General features: G+C 64.5%; 22 protein-coding genes. 7 read left to right on the top strand and 15 right to left on the bottom strand.

All coding sequences use genetic code 11. The features are described 5' to 3' along the window. The 4 genes from OZ411_RS04225 to OZ411_RS04210 all read left to right on the top strand — a co-directional run bounded on the left by OZ411_RS04225 (nucleotide 1) and on the right by OZ411_RS04210 (nucleotide 4263). On the top strand, nucleotides 1-573 hold the full coding sequence (locus OZ411_RS04225) for a TetR/AcrR family transcriptional regulator (protein ID WP_282526945.1): 573 nt from the start codon (nucleotides 1-3) through the stop codon (nucleotides 571-573). A 50-nt stretch (nucleotides 574-623) separates the two neighbouring features. Then, entirely contained in the window at nucleotides 624-1598 is a 975-nt protein-coding gene (locus OZ411_RS04220) for a zinc-dependent alcohol dehydrogenase family protein (RefSeq protein WP_282526944.1), read from the top strand. A 319-nt stretch (nucleotides 1599-1917) separates the two neighbouring features. Next, nucleotides 1918-2358, top strand: a complete 441-nt coding sequence (locus OZ411_RS04215) for a FecR family protein (protein ID WP_130580424.1) — start codon at nucleotides 1918-1920, stop codon at nucleotides 2356-2358. A gap of 6 nt (nucleotides 2359-2364) precedes the next feature. Then, nucleotides 2365-4263 (top strand): adenylate/guanylate cyclase domain-containing protein, encoded by a 1899-nt coding sequence (locus OZ411_RS04210; protein ID WP_282526943.1) that lies wholly within the window; start codon nucleotides 2365-2367, stop codon nucleotides 4261-4263. On the opposite strand, the gene OZ411_RS04205 is transcribed toward OZ411_RS04210, so the two are convergent. The 7 genes from OZ411_RS04205 to ppdK all read right to left on the bottom strand — a co-directional run bounded on the left by OZ411_RS04205 (nucleotide 4229) and on the right by ppdK (nucleotide 15415). After that, the gene (locus tag OZ411_RS04205; RefSeq protein ID WP_225118947.1) at nucleotides 4229-4462 is read right to left on the bottom strand and encodes a hypothetical protein; all 234 of its coding nucleotides are present in this window, start codon (nucleotides 4460-4462) and stop codon (nucleotides 4229-4231) included. The genes OZ411_RS04210 and OZ411_RS04205 overlap by 35 nt on opposite strands. A 157-nt stretch (nucleotides 4463-4619) precedes the next feature. After that, the gene (locus OZ411_RS04200; RefSeq protein WP_130580416.1) at nucleotides 4620-5207 is read right to left on the bottom strand and encodes a hypothetical protein; all 588 of its coding nucleotides are present in this window, start codon (nucleotides 5205-5207) and stop codon (nucleotides 4620-4622) included. A 104-nt stretch (nucleotides 5208-5311) separates the two neighbouring features. Further along, nucleotides 5312-6298, bottom strand: a complete 987-nt coding sequence (locus OZ411_RS04195) for an MDR family oxidoreductase (RefSeq protein ID WP_282526942.1) — start codon at nucleotides 6296-6298, stop codon at nucleotides 5312-5314. A 157-nt stretch (nucleotides 6299-6455) separates the two neighbouring features. Next, entirely contained in the window at nucleotides 6456-7706 is a 1251-nt protein-coding gene (locus OZ411_RS04190; protein WP_282526941.1) for an MFS transporter, read from the bottom strand. 272 nt (nucleotides 7707-7978) lie between these two features. Next, nucleotides 7979-9385 (bottom strand): cell wall hydrolase, encoded by a 1407-nt coding sequence (locus tag OZ411_RS04185; protein WP_282526940.1) that lies wholly within the window; start codon nucleotides 9383-9385, stop codon nucleotides 7979-7981. 394 nt (nucleotides 9386-9779) lie between these two features. Further along, on the bottom strand, nucleotides 9780-12341 hold the full coding sequence (locus OZ411_RS04180) for an ATP-binding protein (protein ID WP_282526939.1): 2562 nt from the start codon (nucleotides 12339-12341) through the stop codon (nucleotides 9780-9782). Nucleotides 12342-12691: 350 nt separating this feature from the next. Continuing rightward, nucleotides 12692-15415, bottom strand: coding sequence for a pyruvate, phosphate dikinase (gene ppdK / locus OZ411_RS04175; RefSeq protein WP_282526938.1), 2724 nt, complete (start codon nucleotides 15413-15415; stop codon nucleotides 12692-12694). 91 nt (nucleotides 15416-15506) lie between these two features. Between ppdK and OZ411_RS04170 the strand changes: the two genes are divergently transcribed. Further along, entirely contained in the window at nucleotides 15507-15677 is a 171-nt protein-coding gene (locus OZ411_RS04170; protein ID WP_245476405.1) for a hypothetical protein, read from the top strand. 69 nt (nucleotides 15678-15746) lie between these two features. Here the strand turns inward: OZ411_RS04170 and OZ411_RS04165 are convergent, their stop codons facing one another. Next, the gene (locus OZ411_RS04165) at nucleotides 15747-15902 is read right to left on the bottom strand and encodes a DUF3096 domain-containing protein (RefSeq protein ID WP_080663951.1); all 156 of its coding nucleotides are present in this window, start codon (nucleotides 15900-15902) and stop codon (nucleotides 15747-15749) included. 351 nt (nucleotides 15903-16253) lie between these two features. Between OZ411_RS04165 and OZ411_RS04160 the strand changes: the two genes are divergently transcribed. Beyond that, nucleotides 16254-16616 (top strand): DUF1236 domain-containing protein, encoded by a 363-nt coding sequence (locus tag OZ411_RS04160; protein WP_130580422.1) that lies wholly within the window; start codon nucleotides 16254-16256, stop codon nucleotides 16614-16616. A gap of 201 nt (nucleotides 16617-16817) precedes the next feature. Here the strand turns inward: OZ411_RS04160 and OZ411_RS04155 are convergent, their stop codons facing one another. From OZ411_RS04155 to OZ411_RS04125, 7 genes are all read right to left on the bottom strand, one after another. Continuing rightward, a complete protein-coding gene (locus tag OZ411_RS04155) occupies nucleotides 16818-17909 on the bottom strand; it encodes a hypothetical protein (protein ID WP_282526937.1) in 1092 nt (363 codons plus the stop codon). Nucleotides 17910-18140: 231 nt separating this feature from the next. After that, nucleotides 18141-20255 (bottom strand): glycine--tRNA ligase subunit beta, encoded by a 2115-nt coding sequence (gene glyS, locus OZ411_RS04150; RefSeq protein ID WP_282526936.1) that lies wholly within the window; start codon nucleotides 20253-20255, stop codon nucleotides 18141-18143. Then, nucleotides 20255-21190: a glycine--tRNA ligase subunit alpha gene (locus OZ411_RS04145; protein ID WP_130582923.1), complete on the bottom strand. Its 936-nt coding sequence runs from the start codon at nucleotides 21188-21190 to the stop codon at nucleotides 20255-20257. The genes glyS and OZ411_RS04145 overlap by 1 nt, the downstream gene beginning before the upstream one ends. Nucleotides 21191-21476: 286 nt before the next feature. Then, complete coding sequence (locus tag OZ411_RS04140; RefSeq protein WP_130582922.1) at nucleotides 21477-21668, bottom strand: hypothetical protein; 192 nt, start codon at nucleotides 21666-21668, stop codon at nucleotides 21477-21479. A gap of 215 nt (nucleotides 21669-21883) precedes the next feature. Beyond that, entirely contained in the window at nucleotides 21884-22795 is a 912-nt protein-coding gene (locus OZ411_RS04135; RefSeq protein WP_130582921.1) for a S49 family peptidase, read from the bottom strand. Between the two features lie 233 nt (nucleotides 22796-23028). Continuing rightward, nucleotides 23029-23784: a methyltransferase gene (locus OZ411_RS04130; protein WP_282526935.1), complete on the bottom strand. Its 756-nt coding sequence runs from the start codon at nucleotides 23782-23784 to the stop codon at nucleotides 23029-23031. After that, nucleotides 23777-24004 (bottom strand): DUF2007 domain-containing protein, encoded by a 228-nt coding sequence (locus OZ411_RS04125; RefSeq protein ID WP_028166900.1) that lies wholly within the window; start codon nucleotides 24002-24004, stop codon nucleotides 23777-23779. The genes OZ411_RS04130 and OZ411_RS04125 overlap by 8 nt, the downstream gene beginning before the upstream one ends. Before the next feature lie 169 nt (nucleotides 24005-24173). Here OZ411_RS04125 and OZ411_RS04120 point away from each other — a divergent pair, with 169 nt between their 5' ends. Beyond that, nucleotides 24174-25184 carry a polyprenyl synthetase family protein gene (locus OZ411_RS04120; RefSeq protein ID WP_130582920.1) on the top strand — a complete coding sequence of 337 codons (1011 nt, stop codon included), beginning with the start codon at nucleotides 24174-24176 and terminating at the stop codon, nucleotides 25182-25184. Nucleotides 25185-25293: the final 109 nt, after the last annotated feature.

Raw genomic sequence — 25293 nt, 5'->3', positions numbered from 1 at the left:
ATGGCCAGACCGCGCAGTTTCGACCCCGACGAAGTGCTCGACCTCGCGCGCGACGTGTTCTGGCTGAAGGGTTTTCAGGGCACGTCGCTCGACGACATCACCGCAGCGACAGGCCTCACCAAGCCGAGCCTCTACGCCGCCTTCGGCGACAAGAACGCGCTGTTCCTGAAGGTGCTCGACCGCTACCACGCCTATATCGTCGGGAAAGCCGAGCGCATCATCAATGACGGCCCCTCCGCGCGCGAGGCCATCCGGCGCTGGCTGACCGGCTTCGTATCTCGTTGTTCCGGCGTGAAGGGCAGTCGCGGCTGCCTCTCCGTCAACACCTCCGTCGACGGCGTGACCGAGCAGGAGGTGCGGAAGAGTATCCAGGCCTTCAACCGCAAGCTCGAGCAGTTGCTGCGCGACCGCCTGCGCGCCGACCGCGCCCAGTTCGCCGACGACTTCGATCCCGATGCGGTCGCGCATACGATCATGGCGATCTATCAGGGGCTCATGGTGCTGGCAAAGGACGCTCCCGAAGCGGCGCGCGTCCGCGCCACGTTCGACCAGGCGATGAAGCTGCTTTCTTGACAGCGCCTCCTCGTTATATACTATACAGTATATAATTCGGAGGCAGTGCCATGAAGGCAATCCAGATCGAGGCGTTCGGCAACCCGGCCGAGGTCATGAAACTCGTCGACATTCCCGATGTCGGCGACCCCGGCGATGGTGAAGTCGTGATCGCGCTGGAGGCTTCGCCCATCAACATGAGCGACCTCCTGATGATCTCGGGCCGCTACGGCTACCAGCCGAAACTGCCGAGCATCGTGGGAACGGAGGGTGTCGGCCGCGTCGTGGCGGTCGGTCGTGGCGTCAGGCATATGAGGCAAGGCGACCGCACGCTCATCCCCTATCCCTCGCCGGCCTGGGCGGAGCGGGTCAAGGCGGATGCCAGCAAGTTGCGGGCGCTCCCCGACGGCGATCCGTTGCAATTGGCGATGCTCGGCATCAATCCCGCAACGGCTTACCTGCTGCTGACCGATTTCGTCACCTTGGCTCCCGGCGCCTGGGTGATCCAGAACGCGGCCAATTCCGGCGTCGGCCGTGCGGTGATCGGAATCGCGAAGTCGCTTGGATTGAAGACGGTCAATGTCGTCAGGCGCGAGGAAGTCGTGGCCGATCTCAAGGCGAGCGGTGGCGACGTTGTGCTGGTCGACGGACCCGATCTCAACAAGCGCGTAGCGGCCGAGACCGGCGGCGCGCCGATCGCGCTCGCCATCGATGGCGTCGCCGATACCGCCACGATGAACCTGATTACATGCCTGGCGCCGAAGGGCGTGCTGGTGTTCTACAGCGCGATCAGCGGCAAGCCCTTCGTCGGCCCGGCACAGCCCTTCATCTTCCGCGACATCGCGATGCGCGGCTTCTGGCTCGCCAACTGGTTCAACAGCGCCACCGCCGAGCACATCAGCGCGATGTATGAACACCTCGCGCCGCTGGTGGCCTCGGGGGTGATCAGCGCGCCGGTCGAAGGCACCTACCGTTTTTCGCAAATCCCGGAAGCGGTGGCGGTGGCGCAGAAGAATCGTGGCAAGGCGTTGTTCACGCCGGACTGAGCGACAGCCGGCCGGGACAAATCGGCAGGTTCTCATCACGCCCGGGCGCGCCTGCCCGCCTCGGGGCGCGCCTGACATCACGTCCCTGTGACGCGACCTTGGGCCCGACGAAGTATCGCGTCGGCTCACGCCATTGGCACTGGACCCGGGCAGACATTTTCTAGACATAGTGTGCGCTTCAAAGAGCTATATTGCGGCGACCAACTATTTTAACGAGGGGAGCGTTTTGCACCGAGACATTGCGGGAGTGCTCGCGCGGCTGGCGAGCTTGGTGATCATCTGCGCAACACTTGCGATCCAGCCTGCGGCAGCGCAGACGATGGCCGCGACATGTCCGTCGCAGGCGGGCGCGCGAGGAACGCAGATCCTGCTCTGCCGCGACGGCCTGATCATCGTCGCCGAGGACGGCGCGAGGTTCACGCTGCAAGGCCACGATGGCAGCGCCACGGCAGTCGATCTGCAGAGCAAGGCACTCCTGCTCGACGCACCCAAGCAGCCCGGCAAGAATCGTTTTCGCGTCAACACGCCACAAGCGATCGCCGCCGTGCGTGGGACCAAGTGGGCGGTCGATGTGCAGGAGGCGAGGACATCGGTGCTCGTGCTGCAGGGCCGGGTCGCGGTGCGCCGGCCACGCGGCGGAAACCAGGTGGTGCTTGGTCCGGGCGAAGGCGTCGACGTCGATCCGGGAAACGAGCCGCTGGCAGTCAAGCGCTGGGGTCAGGCGCGGGTCGATGCGCTGCTCGCGCGCCTCGGACAATGACCCTTGGTGAGCGGCCGGATCCCTCAAACACCAATCGCGCTTCTGCTCTCATTCGTCTGGGCGGCTGCGCTGGGAATAGGCTACTGGAACGGCGACGTTCAATTCCTCGATCGCGCCGAAGGCGCGCTGACCGACCTGCGCCTGCTGGCACGCGGTGAGCGCGCGGCACCCGATCTCGTCACGATCGTTGCCATCGACGATGACACGGTCGCCAAGCGCGGCGGCTATCCGCTGCCGCGCGCCGATCTTGCAGGGATCATCGAGAAGATTGCGAGTTACGAGCCGCGCGCGATCGCGGTCGACCTCTTGCTGCTCGACCAGGGCAAGGACGGCGCCGATGCCGCGCTCGCACAAGCGCTCGGAAAACGCCCCTCCGCCATTGCCGCTGCCGCCGTGTTTCCCGATGCGATCCAGATCCTGGAGGCGGACGACAAGAGCGCGCTCGCGCGCCTGCCGCGGGCGGAGAAATTCCTGCGCCCGCTTCCCATGTTCGCGGAACATGCTGTTGTCGGCGTGGTCAACCTGACCACCGACAAATCGGGCACGCCGCGCGGCATTCCTTTGCTGGTCCGCACCAGTGACAAAGTCGAGCTGGCGTTTCCGCTGCGCGTCGCGGCACTGGCCGCAGGCCAGGATCCGGTGATCGACGCGGACAGCGTCCGCCTTGCGGGCCGGAATATCCCGACCGACATCGATCATGTGCTCCCGCTCGCCTATTACGGCCCTCGCGGCACGGTACCGACGGTGAGTGCGGCATCGGTGCTCGACGGCGAGGTCGCGCGAGCGGCCATCCGCGACCGCATCGTCGTCATCGGTGTGACAGTGACGGGCGGCGGCGATGTGTTTCCGACGCCGTTCGATCCCGTGATGCCGGGTGTCGAGATCGTCGCGACCGCGATCGATCACCTGATGACCGGCGGCGGCATCCTGCGCGATCGTTCGACGCGCCTCGCTGACGCGATCCTTGCAGTGGCGCTGACGCTCGCAGTGGTCGGCCTGTTGGCGTGGCGGCGCAGCGCGGCCGGCCTGCTCTCGATCGCGGCGCTGATGGCGATCTGGGCTGTCGCCAATTACGTCGCATTCTCGCACGGCATCTGGCTCAGCGCGGCATTGCCGATTGCGGCCGCCGCACCGCCGGCGATCCTGTTCGGGTCGATCCAGCTCTGGCTCAATCGGCGGCAGGCGCAATATTTTGCGATGAAGAGCGACCTGTTGCAGCAATTCCAGGCGCCGGCGCTCAACAAATGGCTGACCGGCAATCCGGCGTTCCTGCTCAAGCCGCGGCACCAGGATGCGGCGATCATCTTCATCGACCTCTCGGGCTTCACGGCATTGAGCGAGACGCTCGATATCGACGCGGGGCTTGCGCTGCTGAAGGATTTTCACACCCTCGTCGATGACGAGGTCGAGGCGCACAGCGGGATCATCACGAGCTTCCTCGGCGACGGCGCCATGATCCTGTTCGGCCTGCCGGAAGCCACCGCAGACGATGCCCGCAAGGCCTCGCGCTGCGCAGTCACGCTCTGCAACCGCGTCGCGCAATGGATCAATTCGTTGCCGCCCCCGATCGCGACACGAACCGGCTTCAAGGTGGGCGCGCATTTCGGGCCGATCGTCGCCTCGCGGCTCGGCGGCAGCTATCAACACATCACCGCGACCGGCGACACCGTGAACGTGGCGAGCCGTCTGATGGAGGTTGCGGCCAAGCAACGCGCGGCGCTCGCGCTCAGCGATGACCTGCTGCAACGGGCCGGTCCAGCATCCGCCTTGTTCGAGAGCGGCACGCTCACCGGTCCCAGCGAGACACTCATCCGCGGACGCACCCGTCCGCTCACAGTCTGGCTATGGCGCAACGATTCGGGCGGCAGTTCTAATCCACCGACTCCGCGATCAAGCGGATTCTGAACACGGGCTTCTTGCTCTCGTCGATCAGCTCCATCTGCCATTCGGCGTCCTGCTTGAGGCTGCGTGCGATGCTGCCGAGAAGATTGCCGCTGACCTTGGTCATCTCGGCCCATGCGGCCTCACGGCTTTCGAATTCCGACCCCTGATCGGACGCGCCCGCGAAGCGACCATGGCTGATCCTGAAGAAATATTGCGGCATGTGGAACTCAGTTGTTGCGCCCACCCCCGGCCGTCCTGGTGGAGATTAAGAGATTAGACGCTACCAAGCCATGAATTCGCGAGCCCGTATCACTACGGGTCTTCGCCGCCACGTTGTCGCCTCGATCAAACGAAGTCGGTGGGACCTATGATTCCAGCTAATCGGTCGAACGGCGCAATTCCGCCGCGCCTTCCGGTTGCGCCGGTTCGGGCTTCACCGGCTCGAGCCTGGTGCGCTCGACAGGCGGCGTCTCGACGCGCGCGGACACTTCGGCGCGGGAGGCGTCGGCCGAGCGGGTCGTCTGGGAGGGGCGCAGCGAACGCGGCCGCGCCACCGCGCGCGCCAACAGCATCTGCTGCCCGCCCTGGTGGCGGAAGTCGCAATAGGCAAAGCCCATGCCCGACACTGAGCCGCGGAACGAGCGATCGTCGCGCTTGTCGAGGTTGAAGCAGGGCTCGAACGGAAGGCCTTTCAGCGAGGCACAGACGGCCTGACCGCGAACCTGCAGCGTATTGCCCGGCAACCTGACATGGCGAATCGGGCCGGAGCCGGAGAACTGGATCGAGCCGGCGGCGCCCATGTCGTCGAGGATGCGACCCGCGCCGCGGGTGCCGTCAAAGCAGGTGAAGGCGAATACCTTGCCGGCGACAAATCGCCTGGCCTCTTCGGCGCTCATCGATCCCGCCAACGCAGGCGCGGCCATCGCGCCGGCCACGACCGTCCCCAATACCAGACGCGCAAGCATGAGCCACTCCACTTACCCAGCGCGGGCACACCGCCTTTACCCGCTGCTTACCATACCAACCAAGGCAACATTGGAGCAGCTTGGTTGGTAAATTCTGAACGCCGTCAGACTATTTTTACCACGATCCGGCCGCGGACCTCGCCCGCAAGGATTTTCGGGCCGTACGAGATGGCCTCGTCCAGGCCGATTTCGTGAGTGATATCAGCTAGTTTTGCCTTATCCAAATCGCTGGCGAGGCGGCTCCAGGCCCGCTTGCGACGTTCGATCGGGCACATCACCGAATCGATGCCGATAAGGCACACTCCACGCAAAATGAACGGAGCGACCGAGGAAGGCAGGTCCATGCCGGCGGCAAGCCCGCACGCCGTGACGGCGCCGCCATACTTGGTCATCGAGAGCATGTTGGCGAGCGTGGTCGAGCCGACGCTGTCGACGCCGCCGGCCCAGCGCTCCTTCGCGAGCGGCTTGACCGGGCCGGTCAATTCGCTGCGGTCGATCACCTCGGCGGCGCCGAGGCCCTTGAGGTAGGCTGCCTCCGCTTGCCGCCCGGTGGAGGCGATTACGTGATAGCCGAGCTTGGACAGCACGGCTGTCGCGACCGAGCCGACCCCGCCAGCGGCCCCCGTCACCACGATCGGGCCGCTCTTGGGCGTCACCCCGTGGTCCTCCAGCGCCAGTACCGAGAGCATCGCGGTATAGCCGGCGGTACCGATCGCCATCGCATCGCGCGCCGAGATCCCGTCGGGCAGACGCACCAGCCAGTCGCCCTTGACGCGCGCCTTCTCGGCATAGGCGCCGAGATGGGTCTCGCCCATGCCCCAGCCGTTGCAGACGACCTTGTCGCCTGCCTTCCAGTCGGGATGCGAGGACTGCTCGACGGTGCCGGCGAAATCGATGCCGGCGATCATCGGGAAGCGCCGCACCACCGGCGCCTTGCCGGTCAGCGCCAGGCCGTCCTTGTAGTTCAGCGTCGACCATTCGACGCGGACGGTGACGTCGCCATCCATCAATTCCGCGTCGTCGAATTGCGTGAGCGCGGCGGTCGTACCCTTGTCCGCCTTGTCGATCCTGATCGCCTTGAACGTCGCCACGATGGATCCTCCCGTACTCGCGTTGATCTAGTCCCGCGTCATGGCCGGGCTTGACCCGGCCATCCACGTGCTTGGGTGTCGCTCGACTTTAAAGACGTGGATGCCCGGGACAAGCCCGGGCATGACGACGAATTTGTGCGGGATGCTGTTTATCGCATCAGGCCGGCTGCGCAACCGGGCGCGACACTGGGGCCTCCACGATCGGCAGGTTGATCAGCGCCGACAGCACGCCGAACAGGATCGAGAGCCACCAGATCGGCGTGTAGGAACCATACTGCTCGAACACGATGCCGCCGAGCCAGACGCCCAGGAACCCGCCGACCTGGTGGCTGACGAAGGCGAAGCCATAGAGCGTGGCGAACCAGCGCGTGCCGAACATCAGCGCCACCAGCGCCGAGGTCGGCGGCACCGTCGACAGCCAGGTCAAGCCAGAGACCGCGCCGAAGGCGACCGCGGAGAACGTCGTGATCGGGAACGAGATGAAGGCAACGGTCGCCAGCGCGCGGGTGAAGTAGATCACTGACAGGATGTAGCGCTTGGGGAAGAAGTTCTGCAGCCAGCCGACGCCGAGCGAGCCCATGATGTTGAAGAGGCCGATCGCCGCGATCACCCAGCCGCCGGTCGAGGTCGGAATGCCGCGATCAACGAGATAGGCCGGCAGGTGCACGGTGATGAAAGCGAGCTGGAAGCCGCAGGTGAAGAAGCCGAGCACCAGCAGCACATAGGAGCGATGGCCGAACGCTTCCGCCAGCGCCGTCTTGAACGACTGCTGGTCGGCGGCCGGCACGTTGGTCGTTTCCGCCCGCGGCGTCGCGATCGCAAGCGACAGCGGCACGATCAAGAGCATCAGCGCGGCGAACACGGTCAGCGCGGCCTGCCAGCCGAAATTATCGATCATCGCCACGCCGAAGGGCGCGAACAGGAACTGGCCGAACGAGCCCGCCGCGGTGCCGGCGCCGAGCGCGAGGCCGCGCTTTTCCGGCGGCAGCAATTTGCTGAAGGCCGACAGCACCAGATTGAACGAGGAGCCGGACAGGCCGAAACCGATCAGCACGCCGGCGCCGATGTCGAGCGACAGCGGCGTTGCCGAATAACGCATCATGTAAAGGCCGCCGGCATAGAGCAGCGCGCCCACGATCATTACGCGCACGATGCCGAAGCGGTCGGCGATCGCGCCGGCGATCGGCTGGCCCAGTCCCCACAATAGGTTCTGCAGCGCCAGCGCGAGACCGAAGACGTCGCGGCCCCAGGCGAATTCGCGGCTCATCGGCTGCACGAAGAAGCCGAGCGCCGAGCGTGGCCCAAAGCTGAGCAGCGCGATCGCGCAGCCGCAGATGATGATGATCAGCGGCGTGCGCCAGCTATCGAGACCGGAGGAAGGCCGAAGGTCGCCGGTGGTCACAGCCATCAATTCCCCCTGCATGCTACATCATGGGCGGTCCCACCCGCCGGACGAAAGGTTACAGGGAGTTAATGCATTTGCATGAAAACCCCAAGGGGGCCGGAGAGAAAAATTTCAACGCAGGGCAGCCCTGCAGAATGATGGGAACACTCTGCCGTCGTCCCGGCGAACGCCGGGACCCATAGCCACAGGGAGGTGTTGTGGCGCAAGCAAGTGGTTGCAGCGGAGCACACGGCCTGTGGTTATGGGTCCTCGCTTTCGCGAGGACGACGAGAGAGCTACCGCTTCGCGCTGGCCTGCTCGGCGGAGCTTTTTGCGGCCTCGGCGAGCTCCGCCGAGATCTCCGCGGTCTCGGCCGGGTTTCCCCAGCTCGGCGCGTCGCTGCCATTGCCCCAGGCGCGCGGGCGATAGAAGGTGTGGACGCCGAACTTGTACGTCTTCTTCATTTCGCTGACCCAGGACGGGCGCACCCAATAGGCGTGATAGTGCGTCGACTTGTCGACCTCGGGCAGCCAGAGCCGGCCATCCAGCATCGCCTTGGCGATCTTCCGCGCGCGGTCCCACATATCAGGCTCGCGGATCACGTCGCGGACGTTGTCGCAGGCGAAGGTGAACTGGCAGGCGAAGTGGCGATACTTGTTCTGGTAGACCACGCCACAGACGTTGGTCGGATATTTGCCGGAGAAAGCGCGGTTCAACACCACCTGCGCCACCGCGATCTGGCCACGCACCGCCTCGCCCCTCGCTTCGAAATAGACGGCTTCGGCAAGGCACTTTTCGGATTTGGCGCGCGACTTCTCGTCGAACAGGCCGAGCCGCTCGGCCGGCGTCTTGGCGTGCTGGTCGTCGGCATTGACCTCGCCCTTCGGCGCAATGCTCTCACCCATGTCGCCGGCGCGCACCGGGCCGTCGGCATCGACGGGCAGCGAGGCCATCGCCTTCATGTCCGGATCGGGCGAGGCATCGGGCGCGACGATCGTCGGCTCCTCGCCCGGCTGCCAGCGCTCCATGGTCTCGGGCGTTCCGAGCGACGAGCCGAAGAACAGGTTTGAGGTCTTGAACGCGAACGCATCGCGCGCCGGAGGCGCCGTCTCGGGAGCGGCCGTCGGTGACGCCGGCTGCGACGGCGCATATTGCGGCAATGGCGGCGCGTTCAGCGCGTCCTGCAATTCCGGATCGAGCGGCACATGTGCGGCGGGTGCGCGCGCAGCGGTCTTCATGCCTCTGACCGAAGAGTTCGAGGTCGAGGGATCTTCGCTTGCAGGCGCGGACTCGCTGGGCGCAGCTTCAGCCGGCGGCGCGACGGCGAGGCGATCGCCCTTCAGCGTGCGATCGACCGTGGGGAAATCGGAGGCGGCGTAGCGCGGCGGCTGCGCGACGATCGGGTTGCGGGTGATGGAACCGGTGAGGTCGCCGCCTTGGCTGTCGAGCCGCGCCAGCCGATAGGTGGCAACTTGCGGCGAGGACGTCCCGATCGGCCGGCCGAAGCTGTAGGCGGCGACGTGGATCGTCCCCATGGCGGAGAACATCCGCTTCTGCCAGCGCTCGGCAACGCCGGGCTGACGGGCAAGCAGTGACGCGATGTCCTGATATCCGATCTCGGTCGGCATCAATGCGAAGATGCTAAGACCGAGTCCGAAGAGCGCGAACCGTGCGCCCTTCGGATGGTTACGCAACACTAACATCGATACGCTCACGCAACGCTTACAACGACCGAACGCAGTCCATCCGTGCCATTCGACCAAATTTGTTGGTATCGAATTTAGGTTGCCGCGGGGTTAATCGGCGTGGCTTGTCCGCTACACACAAGAGATCGCACAGATTTTGCGCGACGCATCGAATGCATTGGTAAATGCCTCGCGGATGAAAGTGGTAAATATGAGGTCAACGAACGTGGTGAAGAAAGTCTTCACCGCGTGAAGATGCTCGGGACGTGTCAGCGGCTCTATCCGTTGTCATTGCGAGCGGAGCGAAGCAATCCATCTCTCGCCGAGTGGCGGCATGGATTGCTTCGCTCCGCTCGCAACGACGTGGGGTGGGCTCTGATTCAATTGTCCAGCAGCCTGATCGGATCACGCTCTAGTCTTCGTGCAGGAGCGCCTGCAGGCGCCGGGCAAGGTCCGCGACATGGAAGGGTTTCTCGATGATCGGAAACTCGTCCACGGCGTGGTGCCGTTCCAATGCATCTCCGGCATAACCGGAGGTGAGCAGGATCTTGATGTCCCTGCACAGCCGTCTCGCTTCGCGCGCCAGCTCGATGCCGTTCATGCCGCTCGGCATCACGATGTCGCTGAACAGGAGCGCGAAGTCCTCGTCGCCCCTCAACATCTTCAGGGCCTCAAGTCCGTTGCGGGCACAGACAACTTCGTAGCCGAACGAGCTCAACATCGCCGAGGTGACCTCGAGCAGATCCTCATTGTCGTCGACGACGAGGATCCGCTCCGAACCTCCCGGTATAGCTCGTGCCTTCCGTTCTTGCACCGGCGCCTCCGGCGCTTTGTCGGCCTTGGGCAGGTAGAGTGCGACCGTAGTCCCTGCTCCCGGCGTGCTTTCGACAGTGACGTGCCCGCCGGACTGTCGAACGAAGCCATAGACCATGCTGAGGCCAAGCCCGGTCCCCTTGCCGACTTCCTTGGTCGTGAAGAAGGGCTCGAAGATCCTGTCGCGCACTTCGGGCGGCATCCCGCAGCCGGAATCCTTGACGGCCAGCCACACATAAGGTCCTGCCTGACACTCGGCCACGGCCCCCTGCTCGAGTTCGACATTCCGCGTCTCGATCTCGAGCACGCCGCCGTCCGGCATCGCATCGCGCCCATTGAGCGCAAGGTTGAGAAGAGCGGTCTCCAGCGATGAAGGATCGACATGGCACAGCCACAATTGCTCGTCGGTCCGCAGCCTGACCTCGCAGCCTCCCCCGACCGCTTGCTGGATCAGACCCTGGAATTCGGCAATGAGCTGATTCGCGTTGACGAGTTTGGGATTGAGTATCTGCCGCCGCGAGAAGGCGAGAAGCTGCGACGTCAGCTTCTCCCCTCGCTGGGTGGCGCGACGCGCTGCCGCGGCGTACTGCCGGACCTTGCCAATGTCGGCAGCATCCTCGATGAGGTCGAGGCTGTTCGAGACCACCGTGAGCAGGTTATTGAAGTCGTGCGCAATCCCCCCGGTGAGCTGACCGACCGACTCCATCTTTTGGCTCTGGTGGAATTGCTCCTCGATCAGCCGGCGCGCCTCCACCGCATGCTTATGATCGGTGATGTCGCGAAGAAAGATCACGAGACCCTGGCTGGAGGGAAACGCATTGACCGCGTACCAGACCTGTCGACGCGTACAGAACACTTCGAGGAATGCCGGCCGCTGCGTTGATGTCACCTCCAGGATCTGGTTGGTGATATCGAGGTCATCGGCGTCTGGAAACGCCTCCGACAACGTCAGGCCCCTGACATCCTGCCCCTCCGCAAGGTCTGTCCAGGCGGGTCCGTTGAGATAGGTGAGGCGCCAGTCCTGATCGATGATCAGCACGCTGTCGGTGGTGCTCTCGAAGATCATCGTGATCCGGGCCGCGGCTTCCTCCGCTTTCTTCCTCGCATCGGACAATTCCTGCTCGCGGTGTTCCAGCGCATCGGCCATGGTGTTGAATGCATCGGCGACCCGCGCGATTTCGGAAGTGCCATGGATGTCGACCCGCCGGGTAAAATCGCCGAGCCGCCATCGGTTGGCGGCGTCGACCAATTGCCCAAGCGGGCGACGGATGAACCGCCGGGCGCCCAACGATGTCAGGATCAGCACAAGCGCGGTACTCAGGATGATCAGGAAGACGCCGCGCTGCGTGCCGTGCTGGATTGCGGTGAATGCCTGGTCCTTGTCCAGGCCGAAGCTGATGAGAAGGCCTCCGGAACTGTCCGGCAGGGCTGCATAGCCGACGATCCGCTCCACGCCGTCGAGCTCCGTGGTGTCGGCCGCACCGGATTTCTCAAGGTGTGGTTCATGCCCTTCGCTCAGGGTCCGCCCGACAAAGCGCGCGTTGTCGGGATAGCGGGCAAGGTACCTCCCATTGCGGTCCATGATTCCGAGCGCAGCTCCCGCCGGCGCGCCCTTTCGCGCAATGTAGTCGGCGAGCCAATCCAGGCTGAGGGTTGCGATGATGGCACCCCCCATCTGCCCGTCCTGCTCGTAGAAAGGCAATGCAAACTGAATGGCCTTTCGACCGGATGACAGGCCCAGCGAGAACTCGCCGACGGAGAATGCGCCGGTTTTCCGCAAGTTGGCGAAATAGGCCCGGCCCGAGACATCGACCGGCTTGCGATTATTGTCGGGGGTGCAGAACGTGATGCCGTTCAAATCGGTGACGACAACGGTGAGGAAAGCCGGGAATCGCTGCTTGATAGCGCCCATATATGCATTGCACGACTCGCCGTCCTTCGCCTTGATCGACGGAAGCTCCGACAGCGTGATCAGGACCTGATGAATTCCCTGAACGATCTGCCGTTGCTCCGCGGCGGCAAGTTCAGCCAGATTGAGCGCCTGGTTCTGCACCTCGATCTGACGCGCGCGACGCAGGTCGAATTCATTATACGCTTGGATCGCTATTGCCGGCAGCAGAGCAACAGCCACCAGCACAAGCAGCCGTGATAGAAGGGTCACTTCCCATCACGCCCCAATCCTGACGCTCGCCCGCCATCGCGCCGTCGCTGCGCTGATCTCAATTGAATACGCAAAAACAATCTGAAGCATCCCATACCAAACCTCACTCTACTGGCACAGGATTGTGAGCGCGGGTTACAGTTCGATTTCAGCACGCGGAAAGTTGGGTTACGCCTGTAACGCGTCTTTCCTTGCCCGCGCGCTCGCAGGACCATCCGGCGGACGTCGCGCACAAAAGAAAATGGCTGGGAAATCCCCAGCCATTCCTCAGTTAGCGCATGAAGAATATCGAATTGCATCCGCGATCAATGCTGCACTCCCTCCCCCGCAAGCGGGAGAGGTGAAGCGCGTCACGCCTGGCTCGCGATCGCCTTGCCGAGCGCGGCTTGGGCTGCGGCCAGCCGCGCGATCGGCACGCGGTAGGGCGAGCACGAGACATAGTCGAGCCCGACCTCGTGGCAGAACGCGACCGAGGCGGGATCGCCGCCATGCTCGCCGCAGATGCCGACCTTCAGGTTGGGCCGCGTCTTGCGGCCGCGCTCCACGCCGATCCTGACCAGCTCGCCGACGCCGTCGCGATCGACCGAGATGAAGGGATCGATCTCGAGGATACCCTTGGCGATGTAGGTGCCGAGGAAGCTCGCGGCGTCGTCGCGGCTGATGCCGTAGGTGGTCTGGGTCAGGTCGTTGGTGCCGAAGGAGAAGAACTCGGCGGTCTCGGCGACCTTGCCGGCCATCAGGCAGGCGCGCGGCAGCTCGATCATGGTGCCGACCTGGTAGGTCAGCTTGGCGCCGGTCTCCTTCGTCACCGCATGCGCGGTGGCGTCGATCCGCGCCTTCACCAGGTCGAACTCGGCCTTGGTGGCGATCAGCGGCACCATCACCTCGAGCCCGACAGCCTTGCCGGTGCGCTTGCCGGCTTCGACCGCCGCCTCGAAGATCGCGCGCGCCTGCATCTCGGCGATCTCAGGATAGGCGATCGCAAGACGGCAGCCACGGAAGCCGAGCATCGGGTTGAACTCGGCGAGTTCGCGGGCGCGATCGGCGAGCCGGCGCGGATCGGTGTTCATCGCGCGCGCGACTTCCTCGATCTCGGCCTGGGTGTGCGGCAGGAACTCGTGCAGCGGCGGATCGAGCAGGCGGATCGTGACGGGGAGGCCCTTCATGATCTCGAACAGCTCGACGAAGTCGGCGCGCTGCATCGGCAACAGCTTCGACAGCGCGGCGCGGCGCGATTGCTCGTCTTCCGACAGGATCATCTCGCGCACCGTGCGGATGCGCGTCTCCTCGAAGAACATGTGCTCGGTGCGGCAGAGGCCGATGCCCTCTGCACCGAACTTCACCGCGGTGCGCGCATCGTCGGGGGTATCGCCGTTGACGCGGACGCCCAGCCGGCGCACGCCGTCGGCCCAGCCCATCAGCGTGCCGAACTCGCCCGACAGCTCCGGCTCGATCATCGGCATGCGCCCGGCCAGCACCTGGCCGATGCCGCCATCGATGGTGATGACGTCGCCCGCCTTGAAGGTGCGCGAGCCGACGCTCATCGTGCCGCGGCCGTAATCGACGCGGATGGCGCCGCAGCCGGAGACGCAGGGCTTGCCCATGCCGCGCGCGACCACCGCGGCATGCGAGGTCATGCCGCCGCGGGTGGTCAGGATGCCCTCGGCCGCGTGCATGCCGTGGATGTCTTCCGGGCTGGTCTCGACACGGACGAGAATGACCTTGCGGCCGTCAGCCTGCAGCTTGGCCGCTTCGTCGGAGGAAAACACGATCTCGCCGGACGCAGCACCCGGCGAGGCCGGCAGGCCGGTGCAGATGATATCGCGCGTCGCCGCCGGATCGATGGTCGGGTGCAGCAATTGATCGAGCGAGGCCGGATCGATCCGCGTCACCGCATCTTCTTTCGAGATCAGGCCCTCATTGGCGAGCTCGACGGCGATGCGCAGCGCCGCCTTCGCGGTGCGCTTGCCGCCGCGGGTCTGCAGCATCCACAGCTTGCCCTGCTCGACCGTGAACTCCATGTCCTGCATGTCGCGGTAGTGCTTTTCGAGCAGCGTGTAGATCCGCGTCAGCTCCTTGAACGCGTCGGGCATCGCGGTTTCCATCGACGGCTTGTCGGAGCCGCTCTCCTGACGCGCGTACTCGGTGATGTCCTGCGGCGTGCGGATGCCGGCCACGACGTCCTCGCCCTGCGCGTTGATCAGGAATTCGCCGTAGAGCTTGCTCTCGCCGGTCGAGGGATTGCGGGTGAAGGCGACGCCGGTCGCCGACGTCTCGCCCATATTGCCGAACACCATCGCCTGCACGTTGACGGCAGTGCCCCAGGTCGCCGGAATGTCGTGCAGCTTGCGGTAGGTGACCGCGCGCGCGTTCATCCACGAGGAGAACACCGCGCCGATCGCGCCCCAGAGCTGATCGTGCGGATCCTGCGGGAACGGATGGCCAGTCTCGCGCTCGACCGCTTCCTTGTATTTGCCGACCAGCTCGACCCAGTCGTCACCGGTCAGGTCGGTGTCCAGCGAATAGCCCTGGCTGTCCTTGAAGGCGTCGAGGATGTCTTCGAAGTGATGGTGCTCAAAGCCGAGCACCACGTCCGAATACATCGTGATGAAGCGGCGGTAGCTGTCATAGGCAAAGCGGCGGTCGCCCGAGAGATCGGCCAGCGCCTCCACGGTCTGGTCGTTCAGCCCCAGGTTGAGCACGGTGTCCATCATGCCCGGCATCGAGGCGCGGGCGCCGGAGCGGACCGAGACCAGGAGCGGGTTCTTGGCGTCGCCGAAGATCTTGCCGGTCAGCTTGCCGACATAGTCGAGCGCCTTCTCAACCTGCGCCTTCAGCTCTTTTGGATAGGTCTTCTCGTGCTCGTAGAAATAAGTGCAGACCGAGGTCGGGATCGTGAAGCCGGGCGGCACCGGCAGGCCCAGATTGGCCATCTCGGCGAGGTTGGCGCCCTTGCCGCCGAGCAGATCGCGCATCTCGGCTTTGCCCTCGGCCTTGCCGTCGCCGAAGGTGAAGACCCATTTGTTGGGCTTGATCGCCGCCACGGCCGGCTTTGACGCCGGCGCTTTCGTCACGGACTTCGCCACCGGCTTGGCGGGGGCCTTAGCAGCAGCCTTGACAGGAGTCTTAACAGGAGCAGCCTTAACAGGAGTCTTGGCGGGAGCCTTGACCGGAGCCTTCGCCGCCACCTTTGGCGCGCTCTTCTTCAGCGCCTTTCGCGCCGCCGGAGCGGCCTTGCGGGCCGGGGCGGATGGCTTTGATTTCGCTGCGCTTTTCTCTGCTGCTTTCTTGGACTTGGCAACGGCTTTGGCCATGGCTTTCAACAATCCGGAGTGAGGGGCAAGAAGATGGGCGCCTTACACCACTTTGGTGTGTCGGGCGCAAGCTGCGAACGGGCTTTCGATCCTACAAATGCAGCCAGCGCAAAAGCCCCATGCCGACCAAGCCCACGAAGATCAGGTAGATCGCAACGATGAAGTTCAGCAGCCGCGGCATGACCAGGATCAGAATGCCTGCGATCAGGGCCACGATGGCAGGGACATGCGCAGCGGTGATGACCATTTGAGAAAGCTCCAGCAGATTTGTTCGGGAAGGAAATCGAATCGAGGCGGGTATTGTACTGGCATCGCGTTTTCGAGCGAAGTGTTACCGGTTTCGCATGAAGGAAACGCGTCAGACCGGGAATCGGCCCCGCCCGCCAGCACGGCCCAATATTTGAGACGTTCGACGGTTCAATCGGTTCCGCTATCCACGAAAATTGCTCAAAATTGCCGCGGATATGGCCGCGCTTTTTGCGGAACATCGGCGCGCGCGATGCATTGGCCCCACATTGTGCATCGGCAAAAAGCCGGCACTCGCGGCGTCTCAAAGGAGACCCCGCCTCAAAGCAAAATCGTCGCGAAGGAGTGAGCCATGCGAAACCGATTCCTTGCCGTTGCAGCGATGGCGTGCGCGATCAGTGCACCGGTCGCGGCGCAGGCGCAAGGCAGCGTCACCACCGGCGTTGTCGGCGGCAATACCGTTGTGGTCGAAGAAGGTGGCGGGATCACGGTCGATCAGCGGCCGGCGTTCCGCGAATATATCGTCCGCGAGCGCGTGCCGAACTACACGATTTCCGATCGCGTTGTGGTCGGCACCGTGCTGCCGGAAACCGGCGTGACCTATTACGACGTGCCGCAGCGCTTCGGCGGAACCCCGTTCCGCTACACCGTCGTGAACGGCGAGACCGTGCTGGTCGAGCCGCGCTCGCGTCGCATCGTTCAGGTGATCGACTAGTGACGAGCTAGCCTTGGACGTAAGCGAGTAGTCCGGGCGCCGCGCAAGCGGATGTGTGCGACAGCGACCGGACCCAAGAGCCCCGCCTGGCGCTCCCCTCCAGGCGGGGCTTTGCTTTGCACATCCGTATTCCCGTCATTCCGGGGCGGTCCGCAGGACCGAACCCGGAATCTCGGAGCAAGAGACGCCTACATCCTCAATTTACGATCGCAGCATCGAGAGCAGCGTCGAGGTCGATTTGTAGTTCTTGATCGCGGCATCCTGGAATTCGGGCGTCCAGTTCGCCGCCATCCGCTCTTCGGAGCTCATCGAGGAATAGGCTTTCAGGATGCCGAGGCTGAGCTGGCGCGGATCGCCGGTTGACTGGCTCTGCTTCAGCGCATCGAGCACGGAGGCGCGCGTCCGCGCACTCAATTCCTGCTTGGCGGCATAGATCTCCTCGCCGGAGAAGCGATTGTCCTTGTTCAGGGTGATCGCCGACAGCGAGCGATTGTCGAGCGAGGACAGATCAGCCAATTGTCCGGTCTTGCGCTTGGGGTCATAGACCAGTTCCTTGCCGTTGCTCGCCGCCTCGCTCTTCTGGCGGTCGAGAAACCCGCGCACGTCGCTGGCGATATCGCCGAAGTTGCGGCTCTGGCCCGTCGCGGGGCTGGCCGTGTCAGCGAGCGCGGCCGCGATCGGATCGCCGGCAATTCCCGTTGGCGCCACCGTCGGGTCGGTCTGCGTCGCCTGATAGCCCTTGAACACTGCGGCGCGCTGGGCCGCCCAGGTCGCCGTCGCCTTCTCTTCCGGGCTTGCGCCGTCGAGATAATCCAGCGCCGCCTTGTAGCTGACATTGTAGTCGCCGGTCAGGCGCGTGGTCGCCAGCGACGGCGCCAGCGCGGCATCGAAGCGCTGCTTCAACGCGCTGGCCGCCACCGCCTGTTCGTCGGGGCTGAACTTGCCGCCATTGTTGGTCGAAATCGCAAACAGCGAGCGGCGATCCAGGCTCGAGAGATCGATCGTGGTCTTGCCATCGACCAGCGGTCCCTTCACGCCGGCTGCCGTATAGAGCCGGTCGAGCGTCGCGCGCGCGTCGTTCGTGACCGTCGTGAAGTCGAGCGGCGATGCTTTTGCGAGCTGCGCGCGGGCCGCTTCCGACAGGGTGAGGTTGGTCGCGCTGTTGGACGCGAGTGGGTCATTGTTCGCGCTGTCATTGGACAGCGTCGATGCCAGCGACGGCGTCGCCGCCGCCCGCGCATAGGCCGAACCATATTGGGCGTAAGGATTGAGCGCCGTGCCGATGGAGGTCATCGGGAAATTCCTGCATTTGCGCGCGGGCGATTTCTTAAGAAACCGTTCACCCGTCACGACCTTCGCAGGACGTGGTTAATGAGGGGTAAATGTTGCGGAATATTTCTGGCGCCCCACGCCGTCATTCCGGGGCGTCCGAAGGACGAGCCCGGAATCCATCGGGCGGCAGGGTACGCGGCGAAATGGATTCCGGGCTCGCGCTTCGCGCGCCCCGGAATGACGGCGTCAAACTCAATCCTGGATCTTGGAGAAATCCGCCACCGCCCGCGTTGCCGCGCGAATTTCATTCAGCAGCTTCAGCCGGTTCTCGCGCACCTTCGGGTCGTCGTCATTGACCTTGACCTTGTCGAAGAACGCATCCACCGCCGGCCGCAGCGTCGCCATCACACTCATCGCGCCAGCGAAGTCCTCAGCCGCGACCGCAGCACTCGCCTCGCGCTTCACCTGATCGATCGCCTTCGCCAGCGCCTTCTCTTCGTCTTGCCGATAGAGCGACGGATCGGGCGCGCCGTCAAACGTGCGCTTGTCCCTCTTCTCCTCGATCGCAAGGATGTTGCCCGCGCGCTTGGTGCCCGCAAGCAGGTTCTTGCCGTCGTCGCTGTCGAGGAATTTGCCGAGCGCCTCGACGCGGCGGACCACGACCAGGAGATCGTCCTGCCCGCCGAGCGAGAACACGGCATCGACGAGATCGTGCCGCGCACCCTGGTCGCGAAGCTGGACTTTGAGACGGTCGGCGAAGAAGACCAATAGTGACGGCGCGATAGCAATCGGACTCTCAGCGGCCTTTACAGCGTCACTCTCAAGCAACGTGGCGACGAAGGTCGTGATCGTCTTGATTAGACTAGTACGAATATTGTTCTCGAGGATAAGCCGTATCACCCCCAGCGCCGCGCGCCTCAGCGCATACGGGTCCTTGCTCCCGGTCGGCTTCTCGTCGATCGCCCAGAATCCGACCAGCGTATCGATCTTGTCCGCCAGCGCGACCGCGACGCTCACCGGATCGGTCGGTACGCGATCCGCGGGCCCCTGCGGCTTGTAATGCTCCTCGCTCGCGGCAGCGACGGACGCATCCTCGCCCTGCGCCAGCGCGTAGTACTTGCCCATCAAGCCCTGCAGCTCGGGGAATTCGCCGACGACCTCCGTCAGCAAATCCGCCTTCGCCAGATGCGCGGCACGTTTCGTCTTCTCGACATCGGCGCCGACCAGCGGCGCGACCTCCGCGGCCAATCGCTCGATCCGCTTGATGCGCTCGCCCTGCTTGCCCAGCTTCTCGTGGAACACGATCTGGTCGAACTTCGGCAGCCGGTCCTCGAGCTTCGTCTTCAGGTCCGTCTCGTAGAAGAACTTCGCATCCGAGAGCCGCGCGCGGATCACGCGCTCGTTGCCGGCGACGATGGCATTGCCGCCGTCGGTGGCCTCGATATTGGCAGTCAGGATGAACTTGTTGGTGAGCTTTCCAGTCTTGGGATCGCTGACCACGAAGCATTTCTGGTTGTTGCGGATGGTGGCGCGGATCACCTCGTCCGGGATCGACAAAAATTCCTGATCGAACGAGCCCATCAGCGCGACCGGCCATTCGACCAGGCCCGCGACCTCATCCAGCAGCCCCTGGTCCTCGACCAGTTCAAAATTCTGCGCCTGCGCCAGCGTCTTTGCATCCGCCAGGATCATGTCCTTGCGCGCCTGCGGGTCGAGCACGACCTTGGCCGCTTTCAGCTTGGCCTCGTAGTCGTCAAAATGGCGCACGGAGATCGCTGCGGGCGCCATGAAGCGATGGCCGAACGTCGTCTGCCCCGCCTCGATGCTGTCGACCGAGAACGGCACGACATCCGGCTCTTCGGTCTCGGGGCCGAAGGTGGCCGTAATGGCGTGCAGCGGGCGCACCCAGGTCAGCGCGCCGGGCCTTGCCGAACGCTCGCCCCAGCGCATCGATTTCGGCCAGGGGAAAGTTCTGACGATGACAGGCAGGATCTCGGCGAGCACGTCGAGCGCGGGCCGGCCCGGCTTCTCGATCAACGCGATGTAGAAATCGCCCTTCTTGTCGCTCTGGATTTTTGCATCGTCGATCGAGGCAAGGCCCGTGGCTTTCAAGAATCCCTGGATCGCGGGCTCGGGGCCGCCGACGCGGGGGCCGCGGCGCTCTTCCTTCAGATCGGGCTGCCGCGCCGGAATGCCGTGCACGGTCAGCGCCAGCCGCCGCGGCGTCGCGAACGCCCGGGCGCCTTCGTAAACCAGCCCCTCGGCGACCAGCTTGTCGGTCACCATGCGGCGCAGATCGTCCGCCGCCTTCGCCTGCATGCGCGCGGGGATTTCCTCGGAAAACAGTTCGAGCAGGAGATCAGGCATCAGGCGGCCCTGCCGGCTTCGGTGTGCACCCAGGCTTCGCCGCAGGCTTTCGCCAATTCGCGCACCCGCAGGATGTAGCTCTGCCGCTCCGTCACCGAGATCACGCCGCGCGAGTCGAGCAGGTTGAACACGTGGCTGGCCTTGATGCACTGGTCATAGGCCGGCAGCGCCATCAGGTGCTCCCGCTGGTTGCCACCCTCGCGCCAACCGGCCGCGAGATATTTCTTGCAGGCTTCCTCGGCCATCCTGAACTGTTCGAACAGCATCGCGGTGTCGGCAATCTCGAAATTGTGCCGCGAATATTCCTGCTCGGCCTGCAGGAACACGTCGCCATAGGCGACCTTCTCGGCGCCCTCGCGGCCGTTGAAGTTGAGGTCGTAGACGCGGTCGACGCCCTGCACATACATCGCCAGCCGCTCGAGCCCGTAAGTGAGCTCGCCCGCCACCGGCGCACATTCGACGCCCGCGACCTGCTGGAAATAGGTGAACTGCGACACCTCCATGCCGTCGCACCAGCATTCCCAGCCCAGGCCCCAGGCCCCGAGCGTCGGGCTCTCCCAGTCGTCCTCGACAAAGCGGATGTCATGCAGCGCCGAATCGACGCCGATCGCGGCCAGCGATTTCAGATAGAGCTCCTGGATGTCGGATGGCGACGGCTTCAGGATCACCTGGAACTGGTAATAGTGCTGGAGACGGTTGGGGTTCTCGCCATAGCGGCCGTCCTTCGGCCGGCGCGAGGGCTGCACATAGGCAGCGTTCCAGCGCTTCGGCCCCAGCGCGCGCAAGGTCGTGGCGGGATGGAAGGTGCCGGCACCGACCTCCATGTCATAGGGCTGCAGGATCACGCAGCCGTAATCCGCCCAGTAGCGCTGCAGCGTCAGGATCAGTCCCTGGAACGAACGTTCCGGGCGCATATGGGCGGGCAGGGAATCCATCGTCGGCATCGGTCTCGCGATGAGGTGTTTGAAAGCGCGCGGACCGTATCGGCGGGAAGACGGGGAATCAAGGCGAACGCGCCTCCCCATTGCGCGAAAGACGCGTCCCACGTGCTCCGTCATGGCCGGGCTTGTCCCGGCCATCCACGTCTTTGGCATCAGCAGGAAGGAAGGGCGTGGATGCCCGGGACCGGGCTACGCCAAGGCTTCGCCGGGCACTCTAGTGTCAGTCCGGCGAAGCCATAGCGAAGACGGGCAAGCCCGGGCATGACGAGTATGTGAGTCCCTAGCCCGGGCGGTAGGCGCCGGTGACGGGGTCGCGGCGCAGGGTCGGAATCTCGCTGCGGCTGACGGCCTCGGCCATGTGGGCGCGACGCGCCTCTTCCAGTTCCTCGTTGATCCGCACGGCCGTGCGATAGGCCCAGCGGACCACGGCGAGCCCTCCCAAAACGCCCGCAAATGCGATCATGGCTGGCATCGGTCGATCCTTGTCGTTCACCTCTCAGGCCCCCAATAGCTGGTATTTTCGCTTAAGCTGGGGCGGTCCGCAATCAACCTTTTGGTAACGGATGCGGCAAACGGCAGCATCTTCAAAGCGTTTTCGAGCGAAGTGGACACCGGTTCGCGTGAAGAAAACGCGTCAAAACAAAAGAATCTAGAGCTTCGGTTCTGATTTCAATCAGAACCGAAGCTCTAGAACCCGAATTTGGCCCAGATCGCCCGCGTTTCCAGCGCCGAGATCAAATCATCCGGCAGTCCTCCGAGCGGGTCCAGCGCCGCCAGCGAGCCGGCCCCGGGCGACCGCCGCCCGAGAAGCCCCGACAACAGCCCGCTTGCGGGCGCAATCACCGGCGTCAGCACCTTCTCCCCGTAGCGGGCACGGAGCGTCGAGCGGAGGTCGCCGATCCCGTCCGCCAGGCCGAGCGCAATCGAGGATTCGCCGGCCCAATATTCGCCGGTGAAGAGCACATCGTCGGCGCCTTTCAGCCGCGCACCCCGGCTCTCCTTGACCAGCGCGATGAAGATCTCGTGGATCTCGCGCTGGATCGACTTCAGCCGCGCCACCTCCTCGGGCTTCTCGGGGAGGAACGGATCGAGCATCGCCTTGTGCTCGCCGGCAGTATAGAGCCGCCGCTCGACGCCGATCTTCCGGATCAGTTCCTGGAAACCGAAGCTGCCGCCGACCACCCCGATCGAACCGAGGATGGAGGACGGGTCGCAGAAGATCTCGTCGCCCGCGCAGGCGATCATGTAGCCGCCGGAGGCCGCGACGTCCTCGACGAACACCAACACCGGCAGCTTCTTTTCGGCGGCGAGCTGCCGGATCCGCAGATAGATCTGGCGCGACTGCACCGGCGAGCCGCCGGGCGAATTGATCACCAGCGCCACCGCCTTGGCGTTGCGGATCGCGAACGCGCGCTCGAGCGTCTTCGCGATGCCGGCGAGCGTCATGCCGGGCCGCAGCGGCGTCACCGCGCCGATCACGCCCGACAGTCGTACCACCGGCACCACGGCCATGCCACGCCGCAGCCGTGCCGGGAGCCAGCCCTCGAGCCTCTCGAAGAGGCCCGGCAGTCCGGGGCGATCAATTCTTTGTTCACTCATTCCCGTTACCTCGAATTAACCGTTTTTTATCCCACCACTGTCATCCACTGATGGAACGCCCCTTGCATCGCGGTGTTCTAGCTGCAATCGCGCAGCGGAGAGCAAGATGAAAATCTATCTGCTGATTTTGCTGATCGGTACCCTGCTCGCGGCGGTTCACTTTACCGCAGCACCCGAACGGCAGTCGGACACGCTCCCGCAATAGTAAAGGACAGGTCCGCGGTCCGGCATCTTCACCCGGCAAGCGGCAATATCCCCTTCCCCATCAAGCTCTCCTGTACCTCTTTATTAGGCACGCCAGACTCGTCATTGAGCACGAGAGCGGCATGGAGGCGCGTCGGCGCGCGCCCGCCTTTGACCGCGCGAACCAGGATGCGGCCCGCCACCGCGGTCACATCGGCGTGAACGGGCAGGATCTCGAGGCTGCCGAAGCCGCGATCGAGCGCGGCCAGCACCTCGGCAATGCCATCGGCGCGCCAGATCAGCGTCAATTCTCCTCCGGATTTCAGGATGCGCCGCGCGGCATGGATCCAGCTTTGCAAGGTTGTCGCCGACGCGATGTGCGCGACCTCGCGCGCCCGGTCCGGCGAAGCGCGGTGGCGCCGGGAATCATTGAACGGCGGATTCATCAGCACGACATCGACGCTGTCGGGCGGCAGGCCGGCGGCGGCAAAGGCCTCCGCTGATGATTCGACGTCGAGCACGATCACGTCGGCGGAAATCGCATTGGCGGCGGCGTTAGCCTCGGCAAGTGCAGCTAGCTGCGCGTCGATCTCGACCATCACCAGGCCGATGCCGGCAACACGTTTGGCCAGCGCAAGGCCGGCGGCGCCGACGCCCGCGCCCAGATCGGCCACGCGATCGCGGTGACGCGCGCGCGTCGCGGCGGCGAGCAACATGGCGTCATGTCCGGCGCGGTGACCCGACTTGAGCTGTCGCAGCAGCAATCGTCCGCCGAGAAAGGCGTCCTCGCTGACGTCTTCACTCATCGGCGCGCAATTCATGCGCGAAACCCGCATCGGCCAACAACTCACGCGCGGCGCGGTTGTCGTCCTCATGGACCAGGATACGCCGCGGCAGGATGCCGAGCGATCCCTCGATGACGCTCATGTTCTGGTCCAGCACCAGATGATGGATATTGGCGCTGTCGAGCAATGCGGTGATCGCAGACACCAGCACCATGTCATTGGTTCGGACCAATTCCCGCAAGTGTTCGTTCTCCATGTTTCGTGCCCAGCGCAGACCATGCGACAGATGTCAACAGCTTCGTACCCTTGCCGCCCCAGCGCGCAGTTTCTATTGTAGTCTTTAGGCGCAGTGATCGACTTGCCGGGTCACGCCCTAGGATAGTGTGATTTCGGCAAATTTGGAGACCAGCGTGGCGGTTATTGTCCCCTTTGAAAACCCGTCGAACGCTTCGATAGACCCGCTGGTCGCCCTGGTCGCCGCCGACATGGAACGCGTCAACGCGACCATCCTGGCGCGGACCGGCTCCGAGGTCACGATGATCCCGGAGGTCGCCAACCACCTGATCTCCTCCGGGGGAAAACGCCTGCGGCCGATGCTGACATTGGCGATGGCCCAGCTCTCCGGCTATTCCGGCGACGGCCATATCAAGCTCGCGGCGGCCGTCGAGTTCATGCATACCGCAACCCTGCTGCATGACGACGTGGTCGACGAAAGCGAGCTCAGGCGCGGCAAATTGTCGGCACGGATGCTCTGGGGCAACGAGGCCAGCGTCCTGGTCGGCGACTTCCTGCTCGGCCAGGCCTTCCGCATGATGGTCGAGGTCGGCTCGCTGCGCGCGCTCGACATCCTCTCCTCGGCCGCTGCCACCATCGCCGAGGGCGAGGTGATGCAGCTTGCCGCCGCCAAGAACACCGCGACCACCGAGGACGAATATCTCGCCGTTATCAGAGGCAAGACCGCGGAGCTGTTCGCCGCCGCCTGCGAGGTCGGCCCGGTCATCGCCAACCGGCCGAAGGCAGAGCAGACCGCGTGCCGCTCGGTCGGCATGAATCTCGGCATCGCCTTCCAGCTCGTCGACGACGTGCTCGACTATGGCGGCAAGTCCGCCAAGCTCGGCAAGAACGTCGGTGACGATTTCCGCGAGGGCAAGATCACATTGCCGGTGGTGCTGGCGTTCCGCCGCGGCAATGACAGCGAACGCGAGTTCTGGGTCCGCGCGCTGGAGCAAGGCGAAATCCGCGGCGGCGATCTCGACCACGCCATCGGGTTGATGACCAAGCACCGCGCGCTCGAGGACACACTGACCCGCGCCCACCACTACGGCGCCATGGCCGTTGACGCGCTGGCGCTGTTTCCGCCCTCCCCGATGAAGACCGCCCTGGAGCAGGTCGTGGCCTTCTGCCTGGCGCGCTCGCATTGAGTTTGTTCCGCCGTCATACCCCGCGAAGGCGGGGTATCCAGTAAGCGGCGGCTTCTCGATTCTGCTCTGACGTCTCTGGAATACTGGGTCACCCCCCTTCGCGGGTGAC

The organism is Bradyrhizobium sp. Arg237L, assembly GCF_029990105.1.
In the GTDB taxonomy this organism is placed as follows: domain Bacteria; phylum Pseudomonadota; class Alphaproteobacteria; order Rhizobiales; family Xanthobacteraceae; genus Bradyrhizobium.
This window is presented reverse-complemented; position numbering and strand designations above follow the sequence as displayed.